Genomic DNA, 23,690 nt, shown 5'->3' with positions numbered 1-23,690 from the left:
GAAACTGGTGGTGCGGCAGGTGCAGTCTGGTTGGGATGGGCGGGGCTTGCAGCTGGCCTCCGCCTCGCAGGCAGTCATGCCGGGGCGCTTGGGTGCGCCAGGACTCTGTGTAAGCCTTTCGGGGGGGATGTCAAGCGTCGATGGGGCCGTCCCTGACGATTCCCGCGCGCGCACCCCCTTGACCTCTACCCTTTCAGTCGGCAAAATTCCAAAGTTTTGCGCGTTTGACAAATCATCAACGAAGGAGGGGGGCATGCCGGTAACCGTGGTCGATCATCCCCTGGTGCGGCACAAGCTGGGCATCCTGCGTCAGGACGGCGTGAGCACCAAGAGCTTCCGCGACCTGGCCGGGGAAGTGGCCAGGCTTCTGACCTACGAGGCCACCAAGGACCTCAAGACCGAGAAGAAGACCGTGCAGGGCTGGGCCGGACCCGTGGAAGTGGAGCAGATCAAGGGCAAGAAGATCACCGTGGTGCCCATCCTGCGCGCGGGCCTGGGCATGATGGACGGCGTGCTGGACATGATCCCCGGGGCCAAGGTCTCGGTGGTGGGCATGTACCGCAACGAGGAGACCCTGGCCCCCGTGCAGTATTACGTGAAGCTGGCCAAGGAGATCCAGAAGCGCACGGCGCTCATCCTGGACCCCATGCTGGCCACGGGCGGCACGCTCATCGCCACCATCGACCTCCTCAAGGAGGCGGGCTGCAAGAAGATCAAGGGTCTCTTCCTGGTGGCCGCCCCCGAGGGCCTAGCCAGGCTGGAGGCCGCGCACCCCGACGTGCACGTCTACGTGGCCGCCGTCGACGAGCGCCTCAACGAGGTGGGTTACATCCTGCCCGGGCTCGGCGACGCGGGCGACAAGATTTTCGGAACCAAATAAAGGAGCGTTCCCCCCATGGCCCAGGCTTTCAACAACGGCGTCTACGAACTGCGCCTGCGGGACTTCCCCGTGGGAGCGCAGATGCTCTTCGTGGCCTTCGGCGCGCTGGTGCTCGTGCCGCTGCTCACCGGGCTCGACCCCAACGTGGCCCTCTTCACCGCGGGCGTGGGCACCCTGATCTATCAGGTGCTCACCAAGTTCCAGATTCCCATCTTCCTGGGCTCGTCCTTCGCGTTCATCGCGCCCATCATGCTCTGCACGCAGCGCTACGGCGCGTCGGCCTCCCTGGGCGCGCTGGCCATGGTGGGGCTGGTCTACGTGGCGGTGGCGCTGATCATCAAGGCCAAGGGCACGGCGTTCCTCCTGCGGCTTTTGCCCCACGTGGTCACGGGTCCGGTGATCATGGTCATCGGCCTGATCCTGGCCCCGGTGGGCGTGTTCATGGCCATGGGCAAGACCGGCGACGGGGCCAAGGTGCTCTATCCCGAGAACCAGGCCCTGGTGATCTCCATGATCTCCCTGGCCGTGACGGTGCTGGTGGCCATCCGGGGCCGGGGCATCCTGAAACTGATCCCCATCCTCTGCGGCATCGCGGCGGGCTACTGCGCGAGCCTTGTTGCGGGCATCGTGGACTTCGCCCCCGTGGCGGCCGCGCCGTGGTTCAAGATGCCCAGCTTCACCGCGCCCACGTTCAGCGTGGAGGCCATGCTGATCATCGTGCCCGTGGCCATCGCGCCCATCATCGAGCACATCGGCTCGGTGCTGGCCATCGGCTCCGTGACGGGCAAGAACTACATCGACCAGCCCGGCGTGCACCGCTCGCTCCTGGGCGACGGCGTGGCCACCAGCCTGGCGGGCTTCCTGGGCGGGCCGCCGCTGACCACCTACGCCGAGGTGACGGGCGCCGTGTCGCTCATCAAGATCTACAACCCCGCGCTCATGACCTGGGGCGCGGTGACGGCCGTGGGCCTGGCGTTCATCGGCAAGCTGGGGGCGCTTCTGCAGACCATCCCGGCCCCCGTCATGGGCGGGATCATGCTGCTCCTGTTCGGGGCCATCATGGTGGTGGGCTTGAACTCGCTGGTGCAGGACGGCCAGGACCTGATGAAGCCGCGCAACATGGTGATCGTGGCGCTCATCGTGGTGCTGGGCATGGGCAAGATGAGCTTCTCGTTCTGGGGCGTGCACCTGGAAGGCATCGGCCTGGCCGGCGTGGCGGGCGTGCTGCTCAACGTGATCCTGCCCCGGGACCGCGCCGAGACCTGACGCATCGGCACGACAGGGAGAAGACGAGGCAATGAAGAAGGCCCGCCGCGAGGTGTCGCGGCGGGCCTTTGTTTGAAGTGACTGGGATGGTGCAAAATTAACAGTCTGAGTTATCCTAGGGGGGGCTACGGTTCTCCCTCTCCGAATTAGCTCATTTCCGTCTGTTCCGGAGTGTTAGATTGCCTTGAAACAGGTTGGCATGGTATAAAGGAGAAGTCTGTATTTTCGGCAGGATCCATCAGCAAGCGGATGACATAGATGTCTTGAACAGTTCACCGTTAAGGGTGTCAATATGATTGTTTGGCATGTGTTTCGATTTTTCATGTGTATTATATATGCGCAATTTGTGTTTGCGTTCAACATTGATGCTGTGGCTTATTGTTCTTCGATCAAGCATGTAAAGGTGTTTGAATTGCATGCAGATGAATGTGAATTTGTAAATAATTTGCAACCGCTAAGAGTCATGGTGGATGATAATTTCATTCCGATATCGTACTATGATAGTCAAAATAAATTGTACAAAGGCATTAGCGTTGACCTGTTTGTTAGCATGGCTCAAAGCATTGGTCTGAAGTATAAATTTATACATGTCGGAGGGATGCTTTGGTCTGAAAAAGTTGAGCTCTTTAATAAAGGAGAGGTCGACGTGCTTTTGCCGGTGAGCATCAATGATCAGCGTTCAGAGAGAGGTATATTTACAAATACGTATTATGATTCATATTATGGGTGTATCTCAAAGAAAACACGGCATGTCAAGATTAACAGTTTAAATGATTTGTCGCGCTTCTCAGTCGGAGTGGTTAAGGAATCGGCGATTGTACCGCTCGTTCAGTCGATTGTTGGCCCGTCGCAAATAGTTATTTTCCCTGGGCAGGAGGAGCTCTATAGTGGTATTCGGAGCGGTGTTGTTGATGTTGGGCTGCAAAATATCAATGTTTTCCTTGAGGACCGTTCCAACCTAGAATACTTTGATATCGAACTGACTTATACTGTCAAGGAATTTCCACGAAAGTATTCGTACTATTTGACAAAAACGCATCAACACAAAATTCTTGCAGAAATTTTTAACCGATACATTGACAGCGTAGACTGCAGCGAGTTGGTGGCTTCCTATGAGAAGGGCGAGGAAGAGTTGATTTTGCGCTATATGGAGCAGAAAAACCAAAGAAAAGTGTTGATTGCGTTCATGGCGGGGGCGTTGGTTCTTCTTGTGCTGCTTAGTGTAGCGTATGCAAATCATCGGAAAATGACGTCAAGGCTTTCTGCAACGTTGAGGCAAGTGCAGTCACAGCAGGAAGTAATTTTGGACAGTGAGCACCGGCATCGCGTAATATTCGAAAATTCGCCACTTGGAATGATTCGATTTTCAAGTGATGGGGCAATACTTGATTGCAACGACAAGTTTGTTGAGTTGATGGGATCGACTCGGACAGACTTGATAGGTTTTAATACGGCAAGGCAGAGCACACCAAAAATGCGTGAAGCGATTGGAAAGGCTTTGGCTGGAGAGTGCGCCACGTATGAGGATATTTATGTTTCAGTGACCGGCAACAAGGAAACTGCCTTGCGCGTAGTTTTCAACCCTGTTCGGCATGAGGCTCCGACAGAGGTTATCGCAACTCTTGAAGATGTCTCCAGGCGTCGAGAAGCAGAGGAAGCCCTGAAGATTAGTGAGGAGCGTTATCGCTTGTTGTTTGCTGCTCAACTTGATGCATTTGCTTTGCACGAAATCATTCTGGATGCTGATGGACATCCAGTGGACTACCGTTTTCTGGCTATGAACCCAGCATTTGAATCAATAACGGGGCTTAAGGTTGAAAATGTGCTGGGACGAACAGTTCTGGAAGTGCTTCCCGATACTGAAAGCTATTGGATTGATCTCTACGGAAAAGTGGCGATGGAAGGTGTCCCTCTGAGGGTTGAAAATTACAGCAAGGCACTTAACCGTCATTTTGAGGTGAGTGCTTACTCTCCGCAGAGAGGACAGTTCGCAGTGGTGTTTCGAGATGTAACGGATCAACATAACGCTAGTCTTGAGCTTGTAAAGGCAAAGGAGATGGCAGAGAATGCAAATACATCAAAGTCTGAATTCTTGGCAAATATGAGTCATGAAATCCGTACGCCCCTAAATGGCGTGCTGGGCATGCTTCAGCTTCTAGAAAACACTAATCTTGATGAAGAGCAAAGTGAATATCTGCTTGCCGCTGTACAGTCTTCCAGGCGTTTGACCCTTCTTCTCTCGGACATTCTCGATCTTTCGCGGATCGAAGCAGGCAAACTCGTCATTCAGAACTTGGTCTTCACCGTGGGCAATCTTAAAGATTCTGTTTTGGATCTGTTCGCCATTCCTGCCAAAGAGAAGAATTTGTTGTTAAAGTTCTCCATTGATGACCAGACGCCATCAAGTCTTATCGGCGATGAGGTCCGCCTGCGTCAGGTGCTCTTCAACCTTGTAGGTAATGCCATAAAGTTTACCGACAAAGGCTTTGTTGCAGTAGACATAAAGCTTATTCAAGTGCAGAAGCCAGCCATGGTGCGATTGTTATTCTCCGTGAGTGATAGTGGCATCGGCATCCATGATAGTATGTTGAAGAGTGTTTTTGAACCTTTTATCCAGGGCGAGGACACATACACGCGGCGTTTTCAGGGGGCTGGCCTAGGTCTCTCGATAGTTTTTAAGCTCGTAAATATGATGGGTGGCGTTCTCTCGATTGACAATAGTATTGATGGGGGTACGGTAATATATTTAAGCCTTCCATTTGCCGTGCCTCATGACGCAGTTCAAGGCACTAAGCAGTCATTATCTGTTGCCGTGCCACCCGTTAGAACCCCCTTGCGGATTCTTTTGGCTGAAGATGACAGGGTGAGCCAACTCGCCGCAAAGCGAATGCTGGAAAAAACGGGATACACTGTTGTCACTGCACAAGATGGTCTTGAGGCCTTACAATTGCTTGCTGAGAATGATTTTGATATCATTTTCATGGATGTCCAGATGCCCAATATGGATGGAGTGGAGGCGACGAGGACAATCCGAAATGCTTCACATTCCGGAGCAAGGTCAAAGATTCCAATAGTCGCAATGACAGCGTATGCCATGGCCGGAGACAAAGATAAGTTCCTGGCCGCTGGAATGGACGACTATATTGCTAAGCCCGTTGAGAAGGCTACTCTAATCGAAGTGATTGAACGTGTGATGGCTAAGCGTCGGGAAAACGTGGTGTGATAAGGAGGACTGCACAAGCCCCCCTCCTACTGACCGGATGATTCTCTGCTCCCGTCCTTACCAACCACCTCAACCACCCTCTACCCTCCGCCTCCAGCCCCCAAGTCCACACCCACCATCACCCACTCCACCCCTTCATACCCCGCCTCACCCCTCCAGCGCTCCGCCCCTGACGGCGCAGGCCTCTCCCCAGCTCCCTTCCAACGCCAACTCCACGGCCTCCTGGACGTTCTCCAGGGCCTCTTTCAGCGTGTCCCCCGCCGTGTTGCAGCCCGGGATGTCCGGGAGCGTCACGCCGCAGGCCTTGCCGGGTTCGATGAAGAGCGCGGCGGGGGAGAGCATGCGGGCTCCTTGTCGTGGTGTGCGTCCTGGCGAAGAAGAGTGTTCGCGAGGCCCCCGCCCAGGCTTATCCTGCCAGCACCTCGCGCAGGTGTTCGATGTGCGAGCGCACGTGGTAGCTGCCCAGGCCGGAGATGAAGGCTCCAAGAGTAGGGTACTCGCCCAGGGGCGAATCCTTGAGCAGGGGGATGCGCGCCGTGCGGGCCAGCTGCTCCGGGGTGAGCGTGGCCGCGAAGGCGGCCGCGCGTTCGTATTCCGCCCGCGTCTCGTCCACCAGCCGCGCCAGGGGCATGGCCGCCCGCTCCGGCGTGAACCAGGTGGTTTCGGGCACGAGCTCGATGTTGGGGGTGTCCTCGTCCAGGAAGCGCCGCAGCATCCGCACATGGACGTCAGGCTCCGGCCCCAGCAGGTGGGAGACGATCTCCTTGGGCGTCCAGCGTCCCTCGGGCGCGCGGGACGCGGCGGCCTCGTCCAGCCCGGCGCAGGCCGTGCCCAGTTCTTCCAGGGTGTCGCGGATTTCCTGGGCCAGCTCTTCTCCGGTCTTGCTCGTCATGGCGGTCGCCTCCATGGTCATGCCCTCGGGCACGGGATGTGACGCCACTCTACCGGGTTCTCCGGGACGCGTAAACAGACGGCGGTCCCTGGCGCGTTCGTCGAGGGCGCGCCGGATCGGCATCACCCGCCGTTCTTGGCCGCCTTCGCGATGGGCTGGATGAACTGGGGCTCGGAGTCCCAGGGGAAGAGGATCCAGGTGTCCTGGCTCACCTCGGTGATGTAGGCGTCCACCAGGGGGCGTCCCTCGGGCTTGGCGTACACCGTGGCGAAGTGCGCCTTGGGCAGCATCTCGCGCACGCGCTTGGCCGTGCGCCCGGTGTCCACCAGGTCGTCGATGAGGAGCCAGCCCTCGCCGTCGCCCTCCACGCCCTTGAGCACCTGCACCTGCTCGCCCTGGCTCTGCCAGTCGTAGCTGGCCACGCACACCGTGTCGATGAGCCGGATGTCCAGCTCGCGCGCCACTATGGCCGCCGGGATCAACCCGCCCTTGGTGATGGCGTAGATGCCCTTCCAGGGGCCAAGACCCATCAGACGCCAGGACAGGGCCTTGCTGTCGCGGTGCAGCTGGTCCCAGCTGACGGGATACATGCGGTGGTAACGGTCGTTGTCGGACATGGCGCGCCTCCTCGCCCCGTGCGGGCAAGGGCTAGTTAGGGCAAGCCCGGCCCGCGTGCAAGGGGGCGCGTTCGCCCGGTGTTGTTTGGCCTGCTCCGTCCGCAGCGCACCCGGGAGGAGGGCGGCCTGCCCCCACGCAGGCGGCCCCCGCAAGCACCATCCCCGGAGGGGTGTCTTCATGCAGAGGGCGGCGCGTGCGCCCGAAGCCGATTCTCGCTTGATTCCAAAGCAAGGAAAGACTAGTATCTGAATTGATACGCAACTGTCTAATTTGACACAAGATGTTTGCTCGGACAGCCGGGCGTGGGGCTTGCCATCATGATTGAAGAGAACCAGGAAGAAGCAGGGGCCTGCTTCCTTTCCCGTCATCCGGTCTTCGACAAGACGAAAAAGGTACACGCCTACGAGGTGGTCGCACGCTCCGTGCTCGTCTCCGATGATCCCTCCCACGTGGACGTGGACGCCTTCTCCTGGATGGTCAGCGACGGCGCGGGCGAGCTCCAGCTGCTGCTGGAAGATTCCGAGCGCCTGATGATCTTCGTTCCAGACCCGATGCTCGACGCCCCCGAGGTGCATCTGCTGCCCATGGACTACTGCGAGCTGGTGGTCAGCCCGCAGGAGACCGAACGCGAAAACCTTGAGGAACTCCTCGCCTTCTACCAGGACTACGGCTACTCCCTGGCCCTGCGTTTCGCGGGCTCCTGCCAGGAGCACGGCCATCTCCTGAAATACGCCGCAACGGTGATCCTGGACCTGGCCACCCTCAAGCCCATGGAACTGGCCAAGGAGCGCAAATTTCTCAAAGGCTTCAAGGTGCGGGCCATGCTGGACCACGTGGACTCCTGGGAGGCCTTCGCGGGCTCCAAGGCCCTGGGGTTCGACCTCTTCCAGGGGGCCTTCTTCGGCAGGCCCGAGGTTGTGAAGGGCAGGAAGCTCTCGGCCAACTCGCTCACGCGCATGGAGCTGATGGGCAAGCTCCTGGACGAAAACTCCTCCTACAAGGACATGGCGGCCATCATCGCCAAGGACCCGCTGCTCTCCTACCGCCTGCTCAAGTACGTGAACTCCCCGGGCGTGGGCCTGGGCCGCACCGTCAGCTCCATCGAGCACGCAGTGGCCATCCTGGGCGACACGGCCTTCAAGCACTGGGCCATGATGGCCCTGGTTGCCAGCCTGGACGCCACCCCCAAGGGCGAGGAACTGGCCTACCTCTCCCTGCACCGCGCCAGCTTCCTGGAGAAGATGGCCGGGCGCGCCAAGGCCTCGCCCGTGCCTCCCAAGACCATGTTCCTGCTGGGCCTGTTCTCCTTGCTGGACGCCATGCTGGGCCAGTCCATGGCCGAGCTGGTGGCCTCCATGCCCATGGACCCGCGCATCAAGGCCGCCCTCTCGGGCGAGAGGAACTCCCTCGGCCCCTGGCTGGACCTTGTGAACTGCGTGGACCAGAACCGCTGGTGCGACGTGGGCGTGATCCTCTCCGAGCAGAAGGTGAGCCACATCGGCGCGGCCAGGGACTACCTGGAGGCTTCCCGCTGGGCCAGGGAGTGCTTCCGCTCCGGGCTCAAGGACAAGCTGGCCGAGTCGCCCGGGGCCAAGGCGGCCGCCCAGGCGGATTGATCAGGCAGCAAGAATCGGCTTCATCAGCGGCCCGCTAGTCGTCGGCGTATTCCCCGGCGGGTCGGAAGCGCGCGGCATCCACGCCCAGGCGCTTGAGGATCTTCTGCAGCGACACCCGCTCCAGCCCAGAGAGCCTGGCGGCCTGGGTCACGTTGCCGCGCGTGCGCTCCATGAGCCCAAGCACGTAGGAGCGGGTGAAGTCGTCCAGCACGCGCTCCTTGGCCTCCAGGTAGTTGCCGTAGCCCGTGGCCGCGCCGGGGTTTTTCGCCTGGGCGTCCAGGAGGCGCACCTGGGCCTCGGTGATGTAGGGGCCGCTGGAAAACACCGCCGCGCGCCGCACGAAGTTCAAGAGTTCCCGCACGTTGCCCGGCCAGTTCCTGGCCTTGATGAAGTCCAGGGCGTCGGGAGTCAGTTCCTTTTCTCCGGTTTCGAGTTCCTCGCAGGTGCGCGCCAGGAAGTGTCTGGCCAGCAGGGGGATGTCCTGGGAGCGCTCGCGCAGGGGCGGCACGTGGAGGGTGAGCACGTTGAGGCGGTAGTAGAGGTCTTCCCGGAACTCCCCTGCGGCCATGCGCGCCTCGAGGCGGCGGTTGGTGGAGGCCAGGATGCGGGCGTCCACGCGGATGGCCTCGCTGCCGCCCACGGGGCGAACCTCCTTTTCCTGGAGCGCGCGCAGGAGCTTGGGCTGCACGTGGGTGGGCATGTCGCCGATCTCGTCCAGGTGCAGTGTGGAGCCGTCGGCGGCCAGGAAGAGCCCCTGTCGGGCCTGGGCCGCGCCGGTGAAGGCACCCTTCACGTGGCCGAAGAGTTCGCTTTCCAGCAGATGCTCGGGCACGGCGGTGCAGTTGAGGCTGACCATGGTGTTGGCCCCGCGCCGCGAGAGCGCGTGGATGGTGCGCGCCACCAGTTCCTTGCCCGAGCCCGATTCGCCCAGGATGAGCACGGTGTAGTCGTTCTGGGCCACGGCCTGGATTTCGCCCAGCAGTCTGCGCATGGCCGGGCTCTCGCCGATGATGGCCTGGCCGCGCGGGCACGATCCGGCGGCCTGGCGCAGACGCCTGTTTTCGCGCATGAGCGCGGCGCGGTCCAGGGCGCGGGCCACGCAACGGAAGAGCACGTCCTGGTCCACGGGCTTGGCCAGGAAGTCGTAGGCCCCGCTTTTCAGGGCCTTCACGGCGGCCTCCACGCTGCCGTAACCGGTGAGCATCACCACGGTGAGGGCCGGCGCCACGGTGAGGGCCTGCTCCAGCAGGGCGAAGCCGTCCTGCCCGGGCATGCGCACGTCGGTGATCATCAGCGCGCAGGGCCGCTCCTGGAGGGCCTCCAGGGCCTTGGCGGCGCTGTCGCGCACGAGCACGGGGTGGGCGGGGAAGCCCTTCTGGAGGAGCCGGGCGATGCCTTTGGCGAAGGTGGCCTCGTCGTCCACCACCAGGATGGCGTCGCTGGAGAAGTCTTCAGTCATCGGGTGTCTCCGGGGCCAGGGGGAGGCGGATGGCGAACACGGCCCCGCCGTCGTTGCTCACGTCCACGGCGCCGTCGAGGTCTCGCACGAGGCCGTAGACCACGGCCAGCCCCAGGCCGGTGCCCTTGCCCACGCTTTTGGTGGTGAAGAAGGGGTCGAAGATGCGCCGCAGGTGTTCCTCCGGGATGCCGGGGCCGTTGTCGGCCACGGTGAGCACCACCTCGGAGGCCCCGGCGTCGAGCCGCGCCCCGATGCGCACCAGCCCCTGCCCGGCGCTGCCCGACTCCTCGATGGCGTCCAGGGCGTTGAGCAGCAGGTTGGTGAGGATCTGCTCCAGGGCCGAGGAGCTGGCCAGCACCGGGGGCAGGTCCGGCGGAAGGGAGACCTCGATGGCCGTGGCGCTGCGCAGGGCCTTGCCCCGGAACACCCGTGCGATGAACTCCACCGACTCGGCCAGGCTGGCCGCGCCCTGGGCCTCGTGCCGGGGGCGGGCGAAGCGCATGAGGTCCTCCAGCACCTTGCGGGCCTGGAGGGTGTGCCGGATGATGATGTCGAGATCCTGCGCGTGGGGGCTGTGGCCGTCGTCCCAGAGCAGGCGCGCGTAGCAGAGGATCACGCCCAGGGGGTTGTTGATCTCGTGGGCCATGCCGGCGGCCAGGAGGCTCATGGCCATGGATTTCTCGCTCTGCTGGAGCTTGGCGAGCATGGTCTTCTCGGCGGTGTTGTCGCGGGCGTAGACGATGGCCCGGCCGGAGCCCGCCATGCGGTCCATGGGGTAGGCGCGCAGGGTGAGGGAGCGCCCGTCGGGCAGCACGGCCTCCCGGGCGATGGCCTCGCCCCGGCCGCTGGCGCACTCGGCGGCCAGGGCGGCGAAGCTCAGCGCGCCGGTGCGTCCGCCCAGCCCGGAGAGGAGGGTCTGCGCGCCCTCGTTGGCGTGGAGCACTTCGCCGGTGCTGGAGAGGAGGAAGAGAGGGTCCGCGATGCCCTCGAAGATGGACTCCAGCACGGCCTTCTGGCGCAGCACGTTCTCCATGGCCTCCAGGTTCTCCAGGGCGATGGAGAGCTGGCGGCCCACGGCCTTGAACACCTCGCGCCCGGGGCCTTCCAGGGTGGCCTGCCCCTCCCAGCCCAGCCAGAGCCCGCCGCGCACCGACCCGGCCGAGAGCACGGGGGCCCAGGCCTGACCGGGGGAGAAGACGCTCTCGCCCTCCAGGAGCCTGCCCTGCTGGTCGGGGTCGGGGCAACGGGCCGCGCCCTTGGGCCAGGCGTGGACGTTCATGGAGTAGAAGCAGCAGAACCCGGCGGCGCGCGCGCCGAAACGCCCGGCCACGGCGCGCAGGGCCTCGTCGAGCAGCCGCGCGCGGTCGGCCCCTTTCACGAAAAGCTCCAGCACATGGAGGAACAGGGCCACGTCCGCGCCCCGGGCCTCGGCCTCGGCGGTGGCCTGGGCGGTGCGGGCGTCCACCTTGGCCTCCAGGTTGGCGGCGTAGTCGCGCAGCTGCTCCTTGGCGTCGCGCAGGTGGTCGGCGAAGCGCTCCATGTCCTCGATCATGCCCTCGATCTCGTCGTGTTCGCGGCGCGGGGCGTTGTCCAGGGTGCGCCCGGCCTCGGCGGGGAAGCGCGCGCGCATGAGCGCGGCCAGACGGCCGATGTTCACCACGGTCATGCGGTCGAAAAAGAGGTGGTTGACGCCGATGATGAGCAGCGTCCCCAGGGCGAAGACCAGGATGTAGTTGAACACCGCGCGGTTGATGGCTGCCGCCTCGCTCTCCACGGGCATGATGATGCTGTCGAGCCCGGCCACTTCGCCGTCGACGCGGCCGAAGCCGCGCTGGTCGCCGTAGCGGGCCAGGAGCACGCCGGGGGCGTCGGCGGGCCTGCCGTGGCAGGAGAGGCAGGATTCCTCGAAGACCACGGGGCGCGCGGTCATGAAGTATTCCTCGCCGTTCTCGGTGTAGTAGCGGCTGATCTGCGTCTCGTCGGGGTTTTCGCGGAAGTGGGCGATGAGCTGGGCCTCGCGCGGGTCCGCGCCGTATTCCGGGTTGCGCGGGTCCAGGGCCACGCGGCGGTAGGTGTATTTGTCCTTGGCGGTGTTCAGGTCCGAGAGCACCTTGCGGGTGACGTAGGAGGTGGACATGGCCTCGATCACGAACGAGTCCGGCGGCAGGGTCTCGTACATGGTGGGGCGCAGGGTCTCGCGGACGTAGGTCTGGATGGCCAGCACGTGGGAGAGGACCATCTGGGCCTTGTCGGCCACCTCGGTTTCCAGGAGCACGCGCAGGTAGTGGTTGAGCGAGACGCCGAAGACCAGGCCGATGCCCAGGGTCACGGCCAGGAGCCGGATGACGAGCATGGTCTTGAGCTTGGCTTTCTTCATGGGGCCTCGGAAGGGGCCGGGGGCCGGCCCGCCGCGTGATGGCTGAACCCCGACGACGGGGTGTGCGAGAGCCGCAGCATTAGGGGCCTGCCGGGCGGGTGTCAATCGCGCCGGACGCTCGGTGCAGCCCGGGGCAGGGCGGCTTTGCCGCGCGGGAGCGGCTAACGCAAAACCCGTTTTCGGGGTTTCCATCAAACGGAGCGCCGGGCATGCCCGGCGCTCCGTTCATCAGATGTCGTGGGGTGGCGTCTTCACCAGGTAGAGCGAGCAGGGCAGCTTGCCCAGGAGGTCGCGGGCGGTGTCGCGCACGGTGGCGGTGCCGCGCCAGAAGGGGTGGGCCATCACGAGCAGGTCGTAGCCGCCCGTCTCGGCTTCCTTGAGGATCTCCTCGCGCACCACGCCGTTGGCCAGCTTGACCTCCAGGGGCAGGTCGCCCGCGCGGGCGCGCAGTTCGGCCGCCAGGCGCTCGGAGTCCTTGATGTCCTCCTTGCCGGCGTACTCGATGTAGGCCCCGCGCACGGTGGAGCCCGAGAGCCAGTCGTGCCCGGTGTAGTCGCTCCAGTTGCCGTCGAGCACGAACAGGGCCGTGAGGGCCGCGCCGCGTTCGCGGCACAGCCTCACGGCCTCGTCCATGGCCTGGGTGGATTCGTCCAGGGCCAGGAGCACGCGCATTACGGCAGTGTCCCCTTCACGTGTTCCACCACCAGCAGCGGGTTGCCGCGCTTCATGGAATCGCCGGGCTTCTTCTTGAGCTCCAGCACCTTGCCGGGGGTCTTGGACTTGAAGGTTTCCTTGGCCACGGTCTCCTGGACCTCGCCCTGCACGTACTTCTTCTTCTTCACCTCGTAGACGTAGAGGGGCTGGCCTTCCTTGATCACGTCGCCCACGGCGACCTTCATCTCCAGGAGCTTGCCCTCGGCCGGGGCGTTGATGGAGACCTTGTCCAGGAAGTAGGCCATGTAGACCAGGACGAACACCACCACCAGGGCGGCGAAGGCGCAGGCGCCCAGGTCCTCGTGCCGGTCGGTCCTGAAAACGGTGAGTTTCTGTTTCTTCTCTGCGGCGGACATGTGCGGTCCCTCCCTAGAAAGGCGCGTCTTTGGAGATGAAGTAGAGGGTCATGAAGAGGGCCAGGACGTACTTGGTGGTGCCGGCGGCCAGGCCAACGATGAGCGGCTTGCCGCCCGCGGCCTTGATCTCGCCGAAGTCGATGTACGCGCCCAGGCCCACCATGCCGACGCCGAAGATCCACTGCATCAGGTCGCGCAGCAGGTGCGAGGTCTCGGAGCCTTCCTGGCCAAGCAGGCCCAGGGAGGCCAGGGCGGTCATGCCCACGAAGCCCAGCACGAAGATGGGGAACTTGGATTTGAGGATTTCCCACAGGCTGATGTTCTGCCCGCCGGCCTCCTCCTTGTTGCCGCTCCAGTACCAGATGGTGATCACGAACACCACGAAGGGGATGATGATCACGCGCATCACGTTCCACAGCTCGCCGTAGGCCACGGCGGTGCCGGGGGCCACGATGGGGTTGAAGGCCAGGCAGGAGGCCAGCACCTGTCCGGAGTTCAGGATGCCCGTGCCCACCCAGACGCCGTACTGGTAGTCCGAGAGGTGCAGCAGGTTGCCCAGGAAGGGGGAGACGAACATGGTCATCACGCCGAAGCCCAGGATGGTGGCGATGGCCAGGGCCACCTCGGCGGGCTTGGCCTTCACGCCGGGGCTGGTGGCCACGGCGGCGGAGACGCCGCACACGCCGCAGGCCGCGCCCATGACGCCCACCAGGGAGCGGTCCATCTTGAGGATCTTGCCCAGCCACATCACGAAGATCACCGTGCCGAACACGAAGGCCGAGATGAGCAGCGCCGCCTGGAGGCCCAGCTTGGCCAGGCCGCCCAGGGTGTAGATGGAGCCCAGCATGATGACGCCAGTCTTGATGAACAGGCGCGTGGTGCGGAAACCGTCGGCCGCCCAGGTGGGGATTGCGCCCCGGAACAGCACGTTGCGGTAGAACACGCCCATGATGATGGAGATGATGATGTAGTTGAGGTTCAAAACCCGCGAGAAGAACTGCGGGAAGCCGAACACGGTGAAGGGTTTCAGCCAGTTCTCCAGCCACTGGGCGAAGATGAACGTGGCGATCATCAGCGCCAGTCCGGGTACGATGGCCAGGAGCGCGCCGGCCCCGCGTTTGTCTTCCATTTCCTCCGACTCCTTATTTGACGATGAGAACGTTGCCGTCGCCGCCGATGATGCCAGTCTTGATGAACAGGCGCGTGGTGCGGAAACCGTCGGCCGCCCAGGTGGGGATTGCGCCCCGGAACAGCACGTTGCGGTAGAACACGCCCATGATGATGGAGATGATGATGTAGTTGAGGTTCAAAACCCGCGAGAAGAACTGCGGGAAGCCGAACACGGTGAAGGGTTTCAGCCAGTTCTCCAGCCACTGGGCGAAGATGAACGTGGCGATCATCAGCGCCAGTCCGGGTACGATGGCCAGGAGCGCGCCGGCCCCGCGTTTGTCTTCCATTTCCTCCGACTCCTTATTTGACGATGAGAACGTTGACGTCGGCAAGCTCGGCCACCCTCGAGGACACCGAGCCCAGGAGGAGCCTGGCGGCCCCGTGCCTGCCCACGCTGCCAATCACGATGAGGTCCGCGCCGGTCTCCCGGGCGGCCTCCACGATCTGCTCCGGGGGACGCCCTGCGCGCACCTGCACCGCAGCCTCGATCCCCTTGTCCTTGAGAGCCTGCGCGGCCTTGCGCGCCCGCGCCTCCGCCTCGGCGGAGAGCGAACGGGCCACCAGGGAGCACTCCTCGGGGGAAAGCTCCTCCGAACCCATGCACACGTCCGGGGCCACGGTGACGATGGTGATGCCGCCCGAAAATTTCGAGGCGATCCTGGCCGCCTCTTCCAGCGCCTTGCCCGCCTGGGGCGAACCGTCGTGGGCCACGAGCACCTGCATCGCTTTCCCTCCTTGCACGGTGTTGCGTTCCGCCGCGCCGGTTTTGCCGCGCCGGTCTTTTCGGCGTGGGGCGGCGCGCTGCATCAGCCGGTGGCCGTTGAGGCCAACCCGCTTAAGCATGTGCCGTGCCAGCGGGAGCCTTCCAGAAAAGGCAGTGATTCCAGGCGCCATACGCGCTCCCAGCCCCGCGAAGCGCCAACGGGCGGGCTTGAAGCGCCAACGCGCGTTAGCACCTGTCGCGCCCTGGCGTGAGATTTGACAGAAACGTTAAGATTGATCTTCACTCCAGTTGTTCCTACAATCTGGTCGCGGATGCGGCGGTGTGGGGCCGGATCCCGGGGAGAAGCGATGACGGGCGGGCAGACCTTCGATGCTGAGAACTTCCTGAGCCTCTTCGAGGAGGTTCCCGTGGCCGTGTGCCTGATCGACGCGGCCGACAACGCCCTGAGGGTGAACAAGGCCTTCGAGCGCCTTTTCGGCTACCGTCGGGAGGAGATCGAGGGCCGTCCGCTGCTGGGGCTGGTGATCCCCCACGGCCGGGAGGCCGAAGTGGTCGCCCTGGCCGAGGGCGTCCGCCGGGGAGGCAAGGGCCGCCTGGAAACCACCCGCAGGCGCAGCGACGGCAGCCATGTGCAGGTGGCCGTCTCGCTCTTTCCGGCCTCCGCACGCCCCGGCGAGGAGAGGTTCTTCGCCGTCTACAACGACCTCCAGGAACTGCGCGACACGGAAAAGGACCTGCGCCGCGCCCAGGACAAATACCAGGCCTTCTTCGAGAACGCCGCCGAGGGCATCTTCCAGTCCACGCCCGGGGGCGGCTACATCGTCGTGAACCCCGCCCTGGCGCGCATCTACGGCTACGCATCGCCCGAGGACCTGATGGACTCGCTGCGCGACATCGAGCGCGAACTCTACGCGGACCCCGGACGCCGCGACGACTTCATCCGCGCCATAACCGCCACGGGGGAGGTGCGCGGTTTCGAGTCGCGCGTGCGCCGCAAGGACGGCTCCGTCATCTGGATCAGCGAGAACGCGCGCGTGGTCCGCCGCCCGGACGGCAGCCCGGACTTCTTCGAGGGCACCGTCACCGACGTCACCGCCCGGCGCGAGGCCGAGGAGGGCCTCAAGGCCAGCCGCGAGCGCTACCGCTCCCTGGTGAAGTCGGCCTCCGACGGCATCCTCACCCTCAAGGACACGGCCGTGGTGAGCACCAACCTGCGCGCCCGCGAACTCTTCGGCTTCAGCGAGGACGAAATCCCCGGGCTGTGCCTGGAGAACCTGTTGCCGCCCGTGCAGCCCGACGGACGGCCCTCGGGACAGGTGGCCCGCGAACTGCTGGACAAGGCCCTGGCAGGGGCGCCCCAGAAGATCGAATGGGTGCACCAGCGCAAGGACGCCGCGTGGTTCCACGCCGAGGTCTCGCTCAACCGCTTCGACGCCCACGGCGAGACCTTCCTCACCGCCGTGGTGCGCGACATCTCGGAGCGCAAGCGCACCGAAGCCGCCCTGGAGCGCGAGCGCGCCCACCTGAAGATGCTCTTCGAGAGCTCCCCGCAGGCCATGGTGCTGCTCAGCCCCGAGGGCCGCGTGCTCAACGTGAACCCCGCCTTCACGCGCCTTTTCGGCTACCCCCGCGGGGATGTGGCGGGCGAGTTCAACCGCAACCTCATCGTGCCCGAACACCTGGCCGCCGAGGCCGCCAGCTTCAACGCCCAGGTGAACGCCGGGCGCTTCGTCTCCAAGGAGACCGTGCGCCGCGCCAAGAACGGCACGCTCATCCCCGTCTCGGTGCTGGGCTACCCCATCGAACTGGGCGGGCGCATCGAGGGCATCTACTACATCTACGAGGACATCACCGAGCGCAAGAGCTTCGAGGACCAGCTCACCCACCAGGCCTTCCACGACGGGCTCACCGGCCTGCCCAACCGCAACCTCTTCACCGAGCGCCTCAACCGCGCCATGGAGCGATCCAAGCGGCGCATGGGCTACAACTTCGCCGTGCTGCTCCTGGACCTGGACCGCTTCAAGCGCATCAACGATTCCCTGGGGCACCTGGCGGGGGACATCCTGCTCAAGGGCATCGCCCGGCGGCTGGAGTCCTGCGTGCGCTCCGTGGACACCGTGGCCCGCCTGGGCGGCGACGAATTCGCCGTGCTCCTGGAGGAGTTCGCCACCTCGCGCGAGGTGATCGACGTGGCCGACCGCATCCGCCACGTGCTGGACAAGCCCTTCACCATCTCCGGCAACGAGGTCTACTGCGGGGCCAGCATCGGCATCGTGCTCAAGACCCAGGGCTACACCACCGCCGAGGACATCCTGCGCGACTCCGACATCGCCATGTACCGCTCCAAGGAGTCCGGCAAGGACCGCCTGGCCTTCACCCGGCGCATGCACGCCCTGGCCGTGGAAAACCTGCGCATGGAGAACGAGCTGCGCCAGGGCCTGAAAAACGGCGACCTGACCCTGCACTACCAGCCCATCTACTCCCTGCCCGGGCGCGTGCTCCAGGGCTTCGAGGCCCTGGCCCGCTGGAAGCATCCCACCCTGGGCATGATCCCCCCGTCGCGCTTCATCCCCCTGGCCGAGGAGACCGGGCTCATCGAGCCCCTGGGCGAATGGGTGCTGGCCGAGGCCATGCTGCGCCTCGGCCGCTGGCGGGAACTGCTGCCCCAGGCCCGATCGCTCTACATGACGGCCAACATCTCCAGCAAACAGTTCCGCCAGACCGACCTTGTGGAGTCCATCCGTCTGGGCCTGTCGGCCCACCACATCCCGCCGCATCTGTTCAAGCTCGAAATCACCGAGAGCGTGATCATGCGCGACGCCAAGACCTCGGGCGACAAGCTGGGCAAGCTCAAGAACCTGGGAGTGCACCTCCTGGTGGACGATTTCGGCACCGGCTACTCCTCGCTCTCCTACCTGCAGCGCTTCCCCATCGACGGGCTCAAGATCGACCGCTCCTTCGTCTCCGGCCAGGGCGACGCCCGCGAGAACCGCGAGATCGTGCGCACCATCGTGTCGCTGGCGCGCAACCTGGAGCTGGACGTGGTGGCCGAGGGCGTGGAGACCCGCGAACAGCTGGAGAGCGTGGCGGCCCTGGGCTGCCTCTCCGCCCAGGGCTACCTCTTCTCGCCGCCCGGGGACGCCGCCTCGGCCGAGCGCCTCATCCGCCTGGCCGCGCAGGGGTGAGGGCGCGCCCTCCGGGGCCTGGCCCCGTCAGGCCGGCCGGGCGCGCGGGGCAGGCGTGCCGTGCACGCTGGCGGACAGGCCGGGCGCGCGGGGCAGGGCGCATGAGGCACGCCGGGCCTCGACGCGGGAGCCGATTCCGTCTATGAAGGTCCACATCGGCATCCCGCCGCAGGAGGTTTTCATGTCCGCGCGCATCCTGGCCGTTCTGGCCCTCGCGATCCTCTCCGCCTCGCCCGTCCTGGCCGAAGAGCTGGACTGCCTGACCACCGAATGGAAGCTCCTGGGGGCCAACCACAAGGTGTGCGTCTACGCCTTCGACGACCCAGACGTGCCCTGCGTCACCTGCTACCTGAGCCAGGCCCGCAAGGGCGGGGTGTCCGGGGCAGTGGGCCTGGCGGAAGACCCCTCGGAATTCTCCCTGGAGTGCGTGCAGACCCGCCCCTGCGACATGCCCGACAAGCTGCCCAAATCGCGCAAGGTGTTCTCCGAGGGCACGTCGCTGCTCTTCAAGGACACCGCGATCACCCGCATCGTGGACGCCAAGCGCAAGACGCTGGTCTACCTGGCCATCAGCCGCAAGGTCATCGACGGTTCGCCCAAGAACGCCATCTCCACGGTGGTGCTGCGCCCGTGAGGCCTCCCGGTCCGCCCTCGCTTCCCGGCAGGCTCGGGCGTCGGGCAGGGTGGCCATGCGGACGCAATACCACACCGAAACGGTGGCGTATGAAAGGAAGGGCTATGCAATTGTCGAGCGCTGCCGTCACGATTCTTCCGGACCGTAAGCATCCCTGGCGTCGAGCCTCCTTGGCTCACCTCGTATCGGCAGGCGCACAAAGCGGTCGACTGAAGAACCGATCGTTTCGATGAGGTCAATAATTCATACCTAAAAAGTTTGCTTTGAAGGCGGCTCCACAAAAGAGGCAAACCTTCAAGGGGTTGGCCGCTGTCCCTTTCCAAGTGACGGCAAAAAGACTATCAGGAAACGTTTTGGTCGCTCAGAGACGGATCAAACGGCCTCAGGCCGTCAACCACCTCAAACGACAGGAGATGATCGCATGAAGAAGTCCCTCGCCCTCCTGGCGGCGCTGGCGCTTGCGGGCCTCATGGCCGTCAACGCCCAGGCCAAGACCCTGAAACTGGCCCTTGACGCCGACCCCCCGCGCCTGGACTACATGAGCCAGCTCTCCGGCAACCTCCTGTCCTACGCGGAGTGGGTCTTCGATCCCCTGGTCCGCTGGACCAAGGACATGAAGATCGAGAACCGCCTGGCCGAGAAGATCGAGCAGAAGGACCCCCTGACCCTGCGCGTCACCCTGCGCAAGGGCGTCACCTTCCATTCCGGCAACCCCATGACCGCCGCCGACGTGGTCTGGACCTTCGAGCGCGCCCGCAAGGCCCCCGACTGGAAAGCCCTCTACGACGCCTTCAAGGAAGCCAAGGCCATCGACGACAACACGGTGGAATTCACCTTCAAGCGTCCCGAGCCCCTGGCGCTCAACCTGCTCACCTACATCTTCCCCATGGACTCCAAGTTCTACTCGGGCAAGGACGCCCAGGGCAAGGACAAGGACCTCATCTCCAAGACCGACCCGGTGTTCGCCAACTCCAACGCCTCCGGCACCGGCCCCTTCAAGGTGGTCTCCTACGAGCCCCAGGTGAAGATGGTGCTCGAGCGCAACACCGCCCACTGGGACAAGAAGACCAAGGGCAACGTCACCCAGGTGATCCTCACCCCCATCAAGAACCCCGGAACCCGCACCGCGGCCCTGCTCTCGGGCGACGTGGACTTCATCAACCCCGTCAACCCCCAGGACCAGGACCTCATCAAGCAGGACAAGAACCTTGCCCTGGTGAACATGGCCTCCACCCGGGTGATCACCATCGGCCTCAACCCCACCATCCAGCCTGAGTTCAAGGACGTGCGCGTGCGCCAGGCCGTGATCGCCGCCGTGAACAACGCCGGCATCGTGGACAAGATCATGAACAAGCTCACCGTGCCCGCCAACCAGCTCTCGGCCAAGGGCATGTCCGGCTTCAACCCCGACCTCAAGCCCCGCTTCGACCTGGAGAAGGCCAAGAAGCTCATGAAGGACGCAGGCTTCGAGAAGGGCTTCACCGTCACCATGATCGCCCCCAACAACCGCTACACCAACGACGACAAGATCGCCGAGGCCGTGGCGGGCATGCTGGCCAGGATCAACATCAAGGTCGACCTCAAGACCATGCCCATCGCCCAGTACTGGCCCGAGTTCCAGAAGCGCCAGGCCAGCCTGCAGATGGTCGGCTGGCACCCCGACACCGAGGACTCCGCCAACTTCTTCGAGTTCCTGCTCTTCTGCGAGAACAAGGAAAAGGGCTGGGGCGCCTACTCCGCCGGCTACTGCAACCCCAAGCTCGACGAACTGGTCATGAGCGCCTCCACCGAGACCGACCTCAAGAAGCGCAACAAGATCCTCCAGGACGCCGAGAAGATGGCCTACGACGACGGAGCCACCATCACCCTGCACTTCGAACCCCTCTCCTGGGCCGCCAAGAAGAACGTGAAGCTGGACACCTGCATCAACCAGCAGAACTTCCTCTACCTGGGCGACCTGGTCATCGAGTAGACGACGCATCCGCCGCAGGGGCCGCAAGCCCCTGCGGTTTCTCCCGTTCCCGCCTGCGGGGCGGGCTCCCCGGGAGTCCGCCCCGACCAGGCCTGAACGGGCGGCGGCGGGAGCCATCGCGGCGCAAGCGGGGCGTTCGGCGCTGGACCCGCGGCCCGGGATCGGCTATTGGGCCACCGCGCCGGACATACCAGACCCCGGCGGGAAGATTCGAGAGGCTTCGTCCGTTCCGGACCGCCCTGGCGGGTCCCAGCCTGAAGCCGGGACCCGCCAGGGCGCACGGGAGCGGCCGCCGCTTCGACAAACCGGTCAAACCGGACAATCCGGACAAGCCGGACAAGCCGGACAAACCGGTCAAGCCGGTCAGGCCGGTCAGGCTGGTGAGGCCGGGCAGGCCGGACAAGCCGGTCAGGCCGGTCAGGCTGGGCAAAGCCGGTCCGCGCCAGTCTGGACCGGGAGACCGCCTGAAGGCGGGCCGCCGCGCCGTAGGCAATCGTCCCAGGTCCCGCGCCGCGCGGGGCCATGCGCCTTCGGGCGCTTTCGTTCGCGCACCGGGCCGCGCCCGGAATCGGTGAGGGAGGTCACACGTCGCCATGTTCGCGTTCTTCGTCCGCCGGGCGGGCCAGGCCCTGCTGGTCATGGCCATCATCAGCCTGGTCTGCTTCGCCGTGCAGCACAAGATCGGCGACCCCATCCGCGACCTGCTCGGCGAGTCGGTCTCGGAGACGGAGCGCCAGGCCCTGCGCGTGAAGCTGGGCCTCGCAGACCCGCTGCCCCAGCAGTACCTGCGCTTCGTGGGCAACGCCCTCCGGGGCGACCTGGGCATCTCCTACATGTTCGGCAAACCCGCCCTGAGCGTGATCCTCCAGAAGTTCCCGGCCACTGCGGAGCTGGTGTTCTGCGCCGTGCTCTGGGTGCTGGCGCTCTCGCTGCCCCTGGGCATCTACGCGGCCATCCGGCCGCGCAGCGCGCTCACGCGGGTGATCATGGGGGCCTCCATCGTGGGCGTCTCCATCCCGGTGTTCCTCATCGCCATCATCATGATCTGGATCTTCGCCGTGTTCCTGGGCTGGCTGCCCTCCTTCGGGCGTGGCGAGACGGTCACGGTGCTGGGTTTCTGGTCCACGGGCCTCCTCACGGCGGACGGGTTGCGGCACATGGTGCTGCCCTCCATCTCGCTGGCATCGCTCACGCTGCCGCTCTTCATCCGGCTCATCCGCTCCGAGATGATGGAGGTGCTCCAGAGCGAATACGTCAAGTTCGCCTTCGCCAAGGGCCTGCCCCTGTGGCGCATCTATCTGGTGCACGCCTTCAAGAACACGCTGCTCCCCGTGATCACCGTGGGCGGCGTGCGCATCGGCACCATGCTCGCCTTCACCATCCTCACGGAGACGGTGTTCCAGTGGCAGGGCATGGGCTTCATCTTCCTCCAGGCGGTTGAGCGCGCCGACACCTCGCTCCTGGTGGCCTATCTGGTGGTGGTGGGGCTCATCTTCGTGGTGGTGAACACCGTGGTGGACCTGGTCTACGGACTGGTGAACCCCATGGTCCGCGTGACGGGGAGGAAATAGCGTGGCCGTCAGCTGGAAAGCCTTCAAGGATTCGTGGTTTCTCTACCGTTTTCTGCGCGACCCGGTGGCCATGGGCTGCGCCCTCGTGCTCTTCTTCCTGTGCGCAGTGGCCCTGCTGGCCCCCCTGGTAGCGCCGCACGACGTGTACGACGCCATCAACATCGACGTGCTGGACGCGCGCACCCCGCCCGCCTGGACCTCCGAAGGCAGCTCCAACTTCCTCCTGGGCGCCGACCAGCAGGGGCGCGACCTCCTCTCGGCCATGATCTACGGCATGCGCACCTCGCTGATCATCGGCCTGGGGGCCACCATGCTCCAGTGCCTGATCGGCGTGGTGCTCGGGCTCACGGCGGGCTACGCCGGGGGCAAGACCGACGCCTTCCTCATGCGCATGGCCGACGTGCAGCTCTCGTTCTCCACGCTCATGGTGGCCATCATCATCTCCGTGCTGGTGGATGTGCTGCTGGGCAGGCACTCCCTGGCCCTGCGCGAGCAGATGGCCGTGCCCATCCTGGTGCTGGTGATCGGCCTGGCCGAGTGGCCCCAGGTGGCGCGCACGGTGCGCGCCTCGGTGCTGGCCGAGAAGCGCAAGGAATACGTGGAGGCCGCCCGCGTGATCGGGCTTTCGCCCCTGCGCATCATGTTCCGGCACATCCTGCCCAACACGCTCTCGCCGGTGCTGGTCATCGCCACGGTGCAGGTGGCCGGGGCCATCATGAGCGAGGCGGCGCTCTCCTTCCTGGGCCTGGGCATGCCGGTGACGCGCCCGTCGCTGGGCTCGCTCATCAAGACGGGCTTCGAGTACATCTTCAGCGGGGCCTGGTGGATCACCGCCTTCCCCGGCGTGCTTCTGGTGGTGCTCATCCTGGTGATCAACCTCCTGGGCGACTGGCTGCGCGACTTCCTCAACCCCAAGCTCTACAAGAAGGGATAGCGGACATGGCGGACCAAACCCTTCTCAAGGTGGAAGACCTGGAGGTCACCTTCGCGCTGCGCGCGGGCGACTACCAGGCGGTCAAGGGCGTGAGCTTCG

Annotated in this window: 19 protein-coding genes; 9 read left to right on the top strand and 10 right to left on the bottom strand. The window is 64.3% G+C overall.

Features of this window, described 5'->3' with window-relative positions:
* Positions 1-253 precede the first annotated feature (253 nt).
* The 3 genes from upp (at position 254) to ACV4UX_RS03305 (ending at position 5,369) form a co-directional block, all read left to right on the top strand.
* Positions 254-880: a uracil phosphoribosyltransferase gene (upp, locus tag ACV4UX_RS03315; protein WP_491591912.1), complete on the top strand. Its 627-nt coding sequence runs from the start codon at positions 254-256 to the stop codon at positions 878-880.
* A gap of 15 nt (positions 881-895) precedes the next feature.
* Positions 896-2,146 (top strand): uracil-xanthine permease family protein, encoded by a 1,251-nt coding sequence (locus tag ACV4UX_RS03310; RefSeq protein WP_491591911.1) that lies wholly within the window; start codon positions 896-898, stop codon positions 2,144-2,146.
* A gap of 292 nt (positions 2,147-2,438) precedes the next feature.
* Positions 2,439-5,369 carry a response regulator gene (locus ACV4UX_RS03305; RefSeq protein ID WP_491591910.1) on the top strand — a complete coding sequence of 977 codons (2,931 nt, stop codon included), beginning with the start codon at positions 2,439-2,441 and terminating at the stop codon, positions 5,367-5,369.
* Positions 5,370-5,516: 147 nt separating this feature from the next.
* Here the strand turns inward: ACV4UX_RS03305 and ACV4UX_RS03300 are convergent, their stop codons facing one another.
* The 3 genes from ACV4UX_RS03300 to gpt form a co-directional block, all read right to left on the bottom strand.
* The gene (locus ACV4UX_RS03300) at positions 5,517-5,711 is read right to left on the bottom strand and encodes a type II toxin-antitoxin system HicB family antitoxin (protein ID WP_491591909.1); all 195 of its coding nucleotides are present in this window, start codon (positions 5,709-5,711) and stop codon (positions 5,517-5,519) included.
* A 64-nt stretch (positions 5,712-5,775) separates the two neighbouring features.
* Positions 5,776-6,309, bottom strand: a complete 534-nt coding sequence (locus ACV4UX_RS03295) for a DinB family protein (RefSeq protein WP_491591908.1) — start codon at positions 6,307-6,309, stop codon at positions 5,776-5,778.
* Positions 6,310-6,383: 74 nt separating this feature from the next.
* Entirely contained in the window at positions 6,384-6,878 is a 495-nt protein-coding gene (gene gpt, locus ACV4UX_RS03290) for a xanthine phosphoribosyltransferase (RefSeq protein WP_491591907.1), read from the bottom strand.
* Between the two features lie 318 nt (positions 6,879-7,196).
* Here gpt and ACV4UX_RS03285 point away from each other — a divergent pair, with 318 nt between their 5' ends.
* The gene (locus tag ACV4UX_RS03285; RefSeq protein WP_491591906.1) at positions 7,197-8,495 is read left to right on the top strand and encodes an EAL and HDOD domain-containing protein; all 1,299 of its coding nucleotides are present in this window, start codon (positions 7,197-7,199) and stop codon (positions 8,493-8,495) included.
* Between the two features lie 34 nt (positions 8,496-8,529).
* Here the strand turns inward: ACV4UX_RS03285 and ACV4UX_RS03280 are convergent, their stop codons facing one another.
* From ACV4UX_RS03280 to ACV4UX_RS03250, 7 genes are all read right to left on the bottom strand, one after another.
* Complete coding sequence (locus ACV4UX_RS03280) at positions 8,530-9,954, bottom strand: sigma-54-dependent transcriptional regulator (protein ID WP_491591905.1); 1,425 nt, start codon at positions 9,952-9,954, stop codon at positions 8,530-8,532.
* Positions 9,947-12,331, bottom strand: a complete 2,385-nt coding sequence (locus tag ACV4UX_RS03275; protein WP_491591904.1) for a c-type heme family protein — start codon at positions 12,329-12,331, stop codon at positions 9,947-9,949. The genes ACV4UX_RS03280 and ACV4UX_RS03275 overlap by 8 nt, the downstream gene beginning before the upstream one ends.
* Before the next feature lie 228 nt (positions 12,332-12,559).
* The gene (locus ACV4UX_RS03270) at positions 12,560-13,003 is read right to left on the bottom strand and encodes a universal stress protein (RefSeq protein WP_491591903.1); all 444 of its coding nucleotides are present in this window, start codon (positions 13,001-13,003) and stop codon (positions 12,560-12,562) included.
* A complete protein-coding gene (locus tag ACV4UX_RS03265) occupies positions 13,003-13,401 on the bottom strand; it encodes a biotin/lipoyl-binding protein (protein ID WP_491591902.1) in 399 nt (132 codons plus the stop codon). Before ACV4UX_RS03265 ends, ACV4UX_RS03270 begins: the two co-directional genes overlap by 1 nt.
* Before the next feature lie 13 nt (positions 13,402-13,414).
* Positions 13,415-14,530 (bottom strand): YeiH family protein, encoded by a 1,116-nt coding sequence (locus ACV4UX_RS03260; RefSeq protein ID WP_491591901.1) that lies wholly within the window; start codon positions 14,528-14,530, stop codon positions 13,415-13,417.
* 13 nt (positions 14,531-14,543) lie between these two features.
* Positions 14,544-14,858 (bottom strand): hypothetical protein, encoded by a 315-nt coding sequence (locus tag ACV4UX_RS03255; protein ID WP_491591900.1) that lies wholly within the window; start codon positions 14,856-14,858, stop codon positions 14,544-14,546.
* A 13-nt stretch (positions 14,859-14,871) separates the two neighbouring features.
* Complete coding sequence (locus ACV4UX_RS03250; RefSeq protein WP_491591899.1) at positions 14,872-15,294, bottom strand: universal stress protein; 423 nt, start codon at positions 15,292-15,294, stop codon at positions 14,872-14,874.
* 348 nt (positions 15,295-15,642) lie between these two features.
* Between ACV4UX_RS03250 and ACV4UX_RS03245 the strand changes: the two genes are divergently transcribed.
* The 5 genes from ACV4UX_RS03245 (at position 15,643) to ACV4UX_RS03225 (ending at position 23,591) form a co-directional block, all read left to right on the top strand.
* The gene (locus ACV4UX_RS03245) at positions 15,643-18,480 is read left to right on the top strand and encodes a PAS domain S-box protein (protein WP_491591898.1); all 2,838 of its coding nucleotides are present in this window, start codon (positions 15,643-15,645) and stop codon (positions 18,478-18,480) included.
* Between the two features lie 181 nt (positions 18,481-18,661).
* Positions 18,662-19,114: a CreA family protein gene (locus ACV4UX_RS03240; RefSeq protein ID WP_491591897.1), complete on the top strand. Its 453-nt coding sequence runs from the start codon at positions 18,662-18,664 to the stop codon at positions 19,112-19,114.
* A gap of 421 nt (positions 19,115-19,535) precedes the next feature.
* Positions 19,536-21,086: an ABC transporter substrate-binding protein gene (locus ACV4UX_RS03235; protein WP_491591896.1), complete on the top strand. Its 1,551-nt coding sequence runs from the start codon at positions 19,536-19,538 to the stop codon at positions 21,084-21,086.
* Positions 21,087-21,679: 593 nt separating this feature from the next.
* A complete protein-coding gene (locus ACV4UX_RS03230; protein WP_491591895.1) occupies positions 21,680-22,657 on the top strand; it encodes an ABC transporter permease in 978 nt (325 codons plus the stop codon).
* Position 22,658: 1 nt separating this feature from the next.
* Positions 22,659-23,591 (top strand): ABC transporter permease, encoded by a 933-nt coding sequence (locus ACV4UX_RS03225; protein WP_491591894.1) that lies wholly within the window; start codon positions 22,659-22,661, stop codon positions 23,589-23,591.
* Positions 23,592-23,690: the final 99 nt, after the last annotated feature.

This window comes from Fundidesulfovibrio sp., assembly GCF_058402725.1.
Note: the sequence above shows the minus strand (reverse complement) of the source record. Positions and strands in the feature narration are given on the sequence as shown.

What these genes read in the sequence shown, in the direction of transcription:
- upp (WP_491591912.1), top strand. Translation starts at nt 254, where the DNA reads ATGCCGGTAACCGTGGTCGATCATCCCCTGGTGCGGCACAAGCTGGGC.
- ACV4UX_RS03310 (WP_491591911.1), top strand. Translation starts at nt 896, where the DNA reads ATGGCCCAGGCTTTCAACAACGGCGTCTACGAACTGCGCCTGCGGGAC.
- ACV4UX_RS03305 (WP_491591910.1), top strand. Translation starts at nt 2,439, where the DNA reads ATGATTGTTTGGCATGTGTTTCGATTTTTCATGTGTATTATATATGCG.
- ACV4UX_RS03300 (WP_491591909.1), bottom strand. Translation starts at nt 5,711, where the DNA reads ATGCTCTCCCCCGCCGCGCTCTTCATCGAACCCGGCAAGGCCTGCGGC.
- gpt (WP_491591907.1), bottom strand. Translation starts at nt 6,878, where the DNA reads ATGTCCGACAACGACCGTTACCACCGCATGTATCCCGTCAGCTGGGAC.
- ACV4UX_RS03285 (WP_491591906.1), top strand. Translation starts at nt 7,197, where the DNA reads ATGATTGAAGAGAACCAGGAAGAAGCAGGGGCCTGCTTCCTTTCCCGT.
- ACV4UX_RS03280 (WP_491591905.1), bottom strand. Translation starts at nt 9,954, where the DNA reads ATGACTGAAGACTTCTCCAGCGACGCCATCCTGGTGGTGGACGACGAG.
- ACV4UX_RS03275 (WP_491591904.1), bottom strand. Translation starts at nt 12,331, where the DNA reads ATGAAGAAAGCCAAGCTCAAGACCATGCTCGTCATCCGGCTCCTGGCC.
- ACV4UX_RS03270 (WP_491591903.1), bottom strand. Translation starts at nt 13,003, where the DNA reads ATGCGCGTGCTCCTGGCCCTGGACGAATCCACCCAGGCCATGGACGAG.
- ACV4UX_RS03265 (WP_491591902.1), bottom strand. Translation starts at nt 13,401, where the DNA reads ATGTCCGCCGCAGAGAAGAAACAGAAACTCACCGTTTTCAGGACCGAC.
- ACV4UX_RS03260 (WP_491591901.1), bottom strand. Translation starts at nt 14,530, where the DNA reads ATGGAAGACAAACGCGGGGCCGGCGCGCTCCTGGCCATCGTACCCGGA.
- ACV4UX_RS03255 (WP_491591900.1), bottom strand. Translation starts at nt 14,858, where the DNA reads ATGGAAGACAAACGCGGGGCCGGCGCGCTCCTGGCCATCGTACCCGGA.
- ACV4UX_RS03250 (WP_491591899.1), bottom strand. Translation starts at nt 15,294, where the DNA reads ATGCAGGTGCTCGTGGCCCACGACGGTTCGCCCCAGGCGGGCAAGGCG.
- ACV4UX_RS03245 (WP_491591898.1), top strand. Translation starts at nt 15,643, where the DNA reads ATGACGGGCGGGCAGACCTTCGATGCTGAGAACTTCCTGAGCCTCTTC.
- ACV4UX_RS03240 (WP_491591897.1), top strand. Translation starts at nt 18,662, where the DNA reads ATGTCCGCGCGCATCCTGGCCGTTCTGGCCCTCGCGATCCTCTCCGCC.
- ACV4UX_RS03235 (WP_491591896.1), top strand. Translation starts at nt 19,536, where the DNA reads ATGAAGAAGTCCCTCGCCCTCCTGGCGGCGCTGGCGCTTGCGGGCCTC.
- ACV4UX_RS03230 (WP_491591895.1), top strand. Translation starts at nt 21,680, where the DNA reads ATGTTCGCGTTCTTCGTCCGCCGGGCGGGCCAGGCCCTGCTGGTCATG.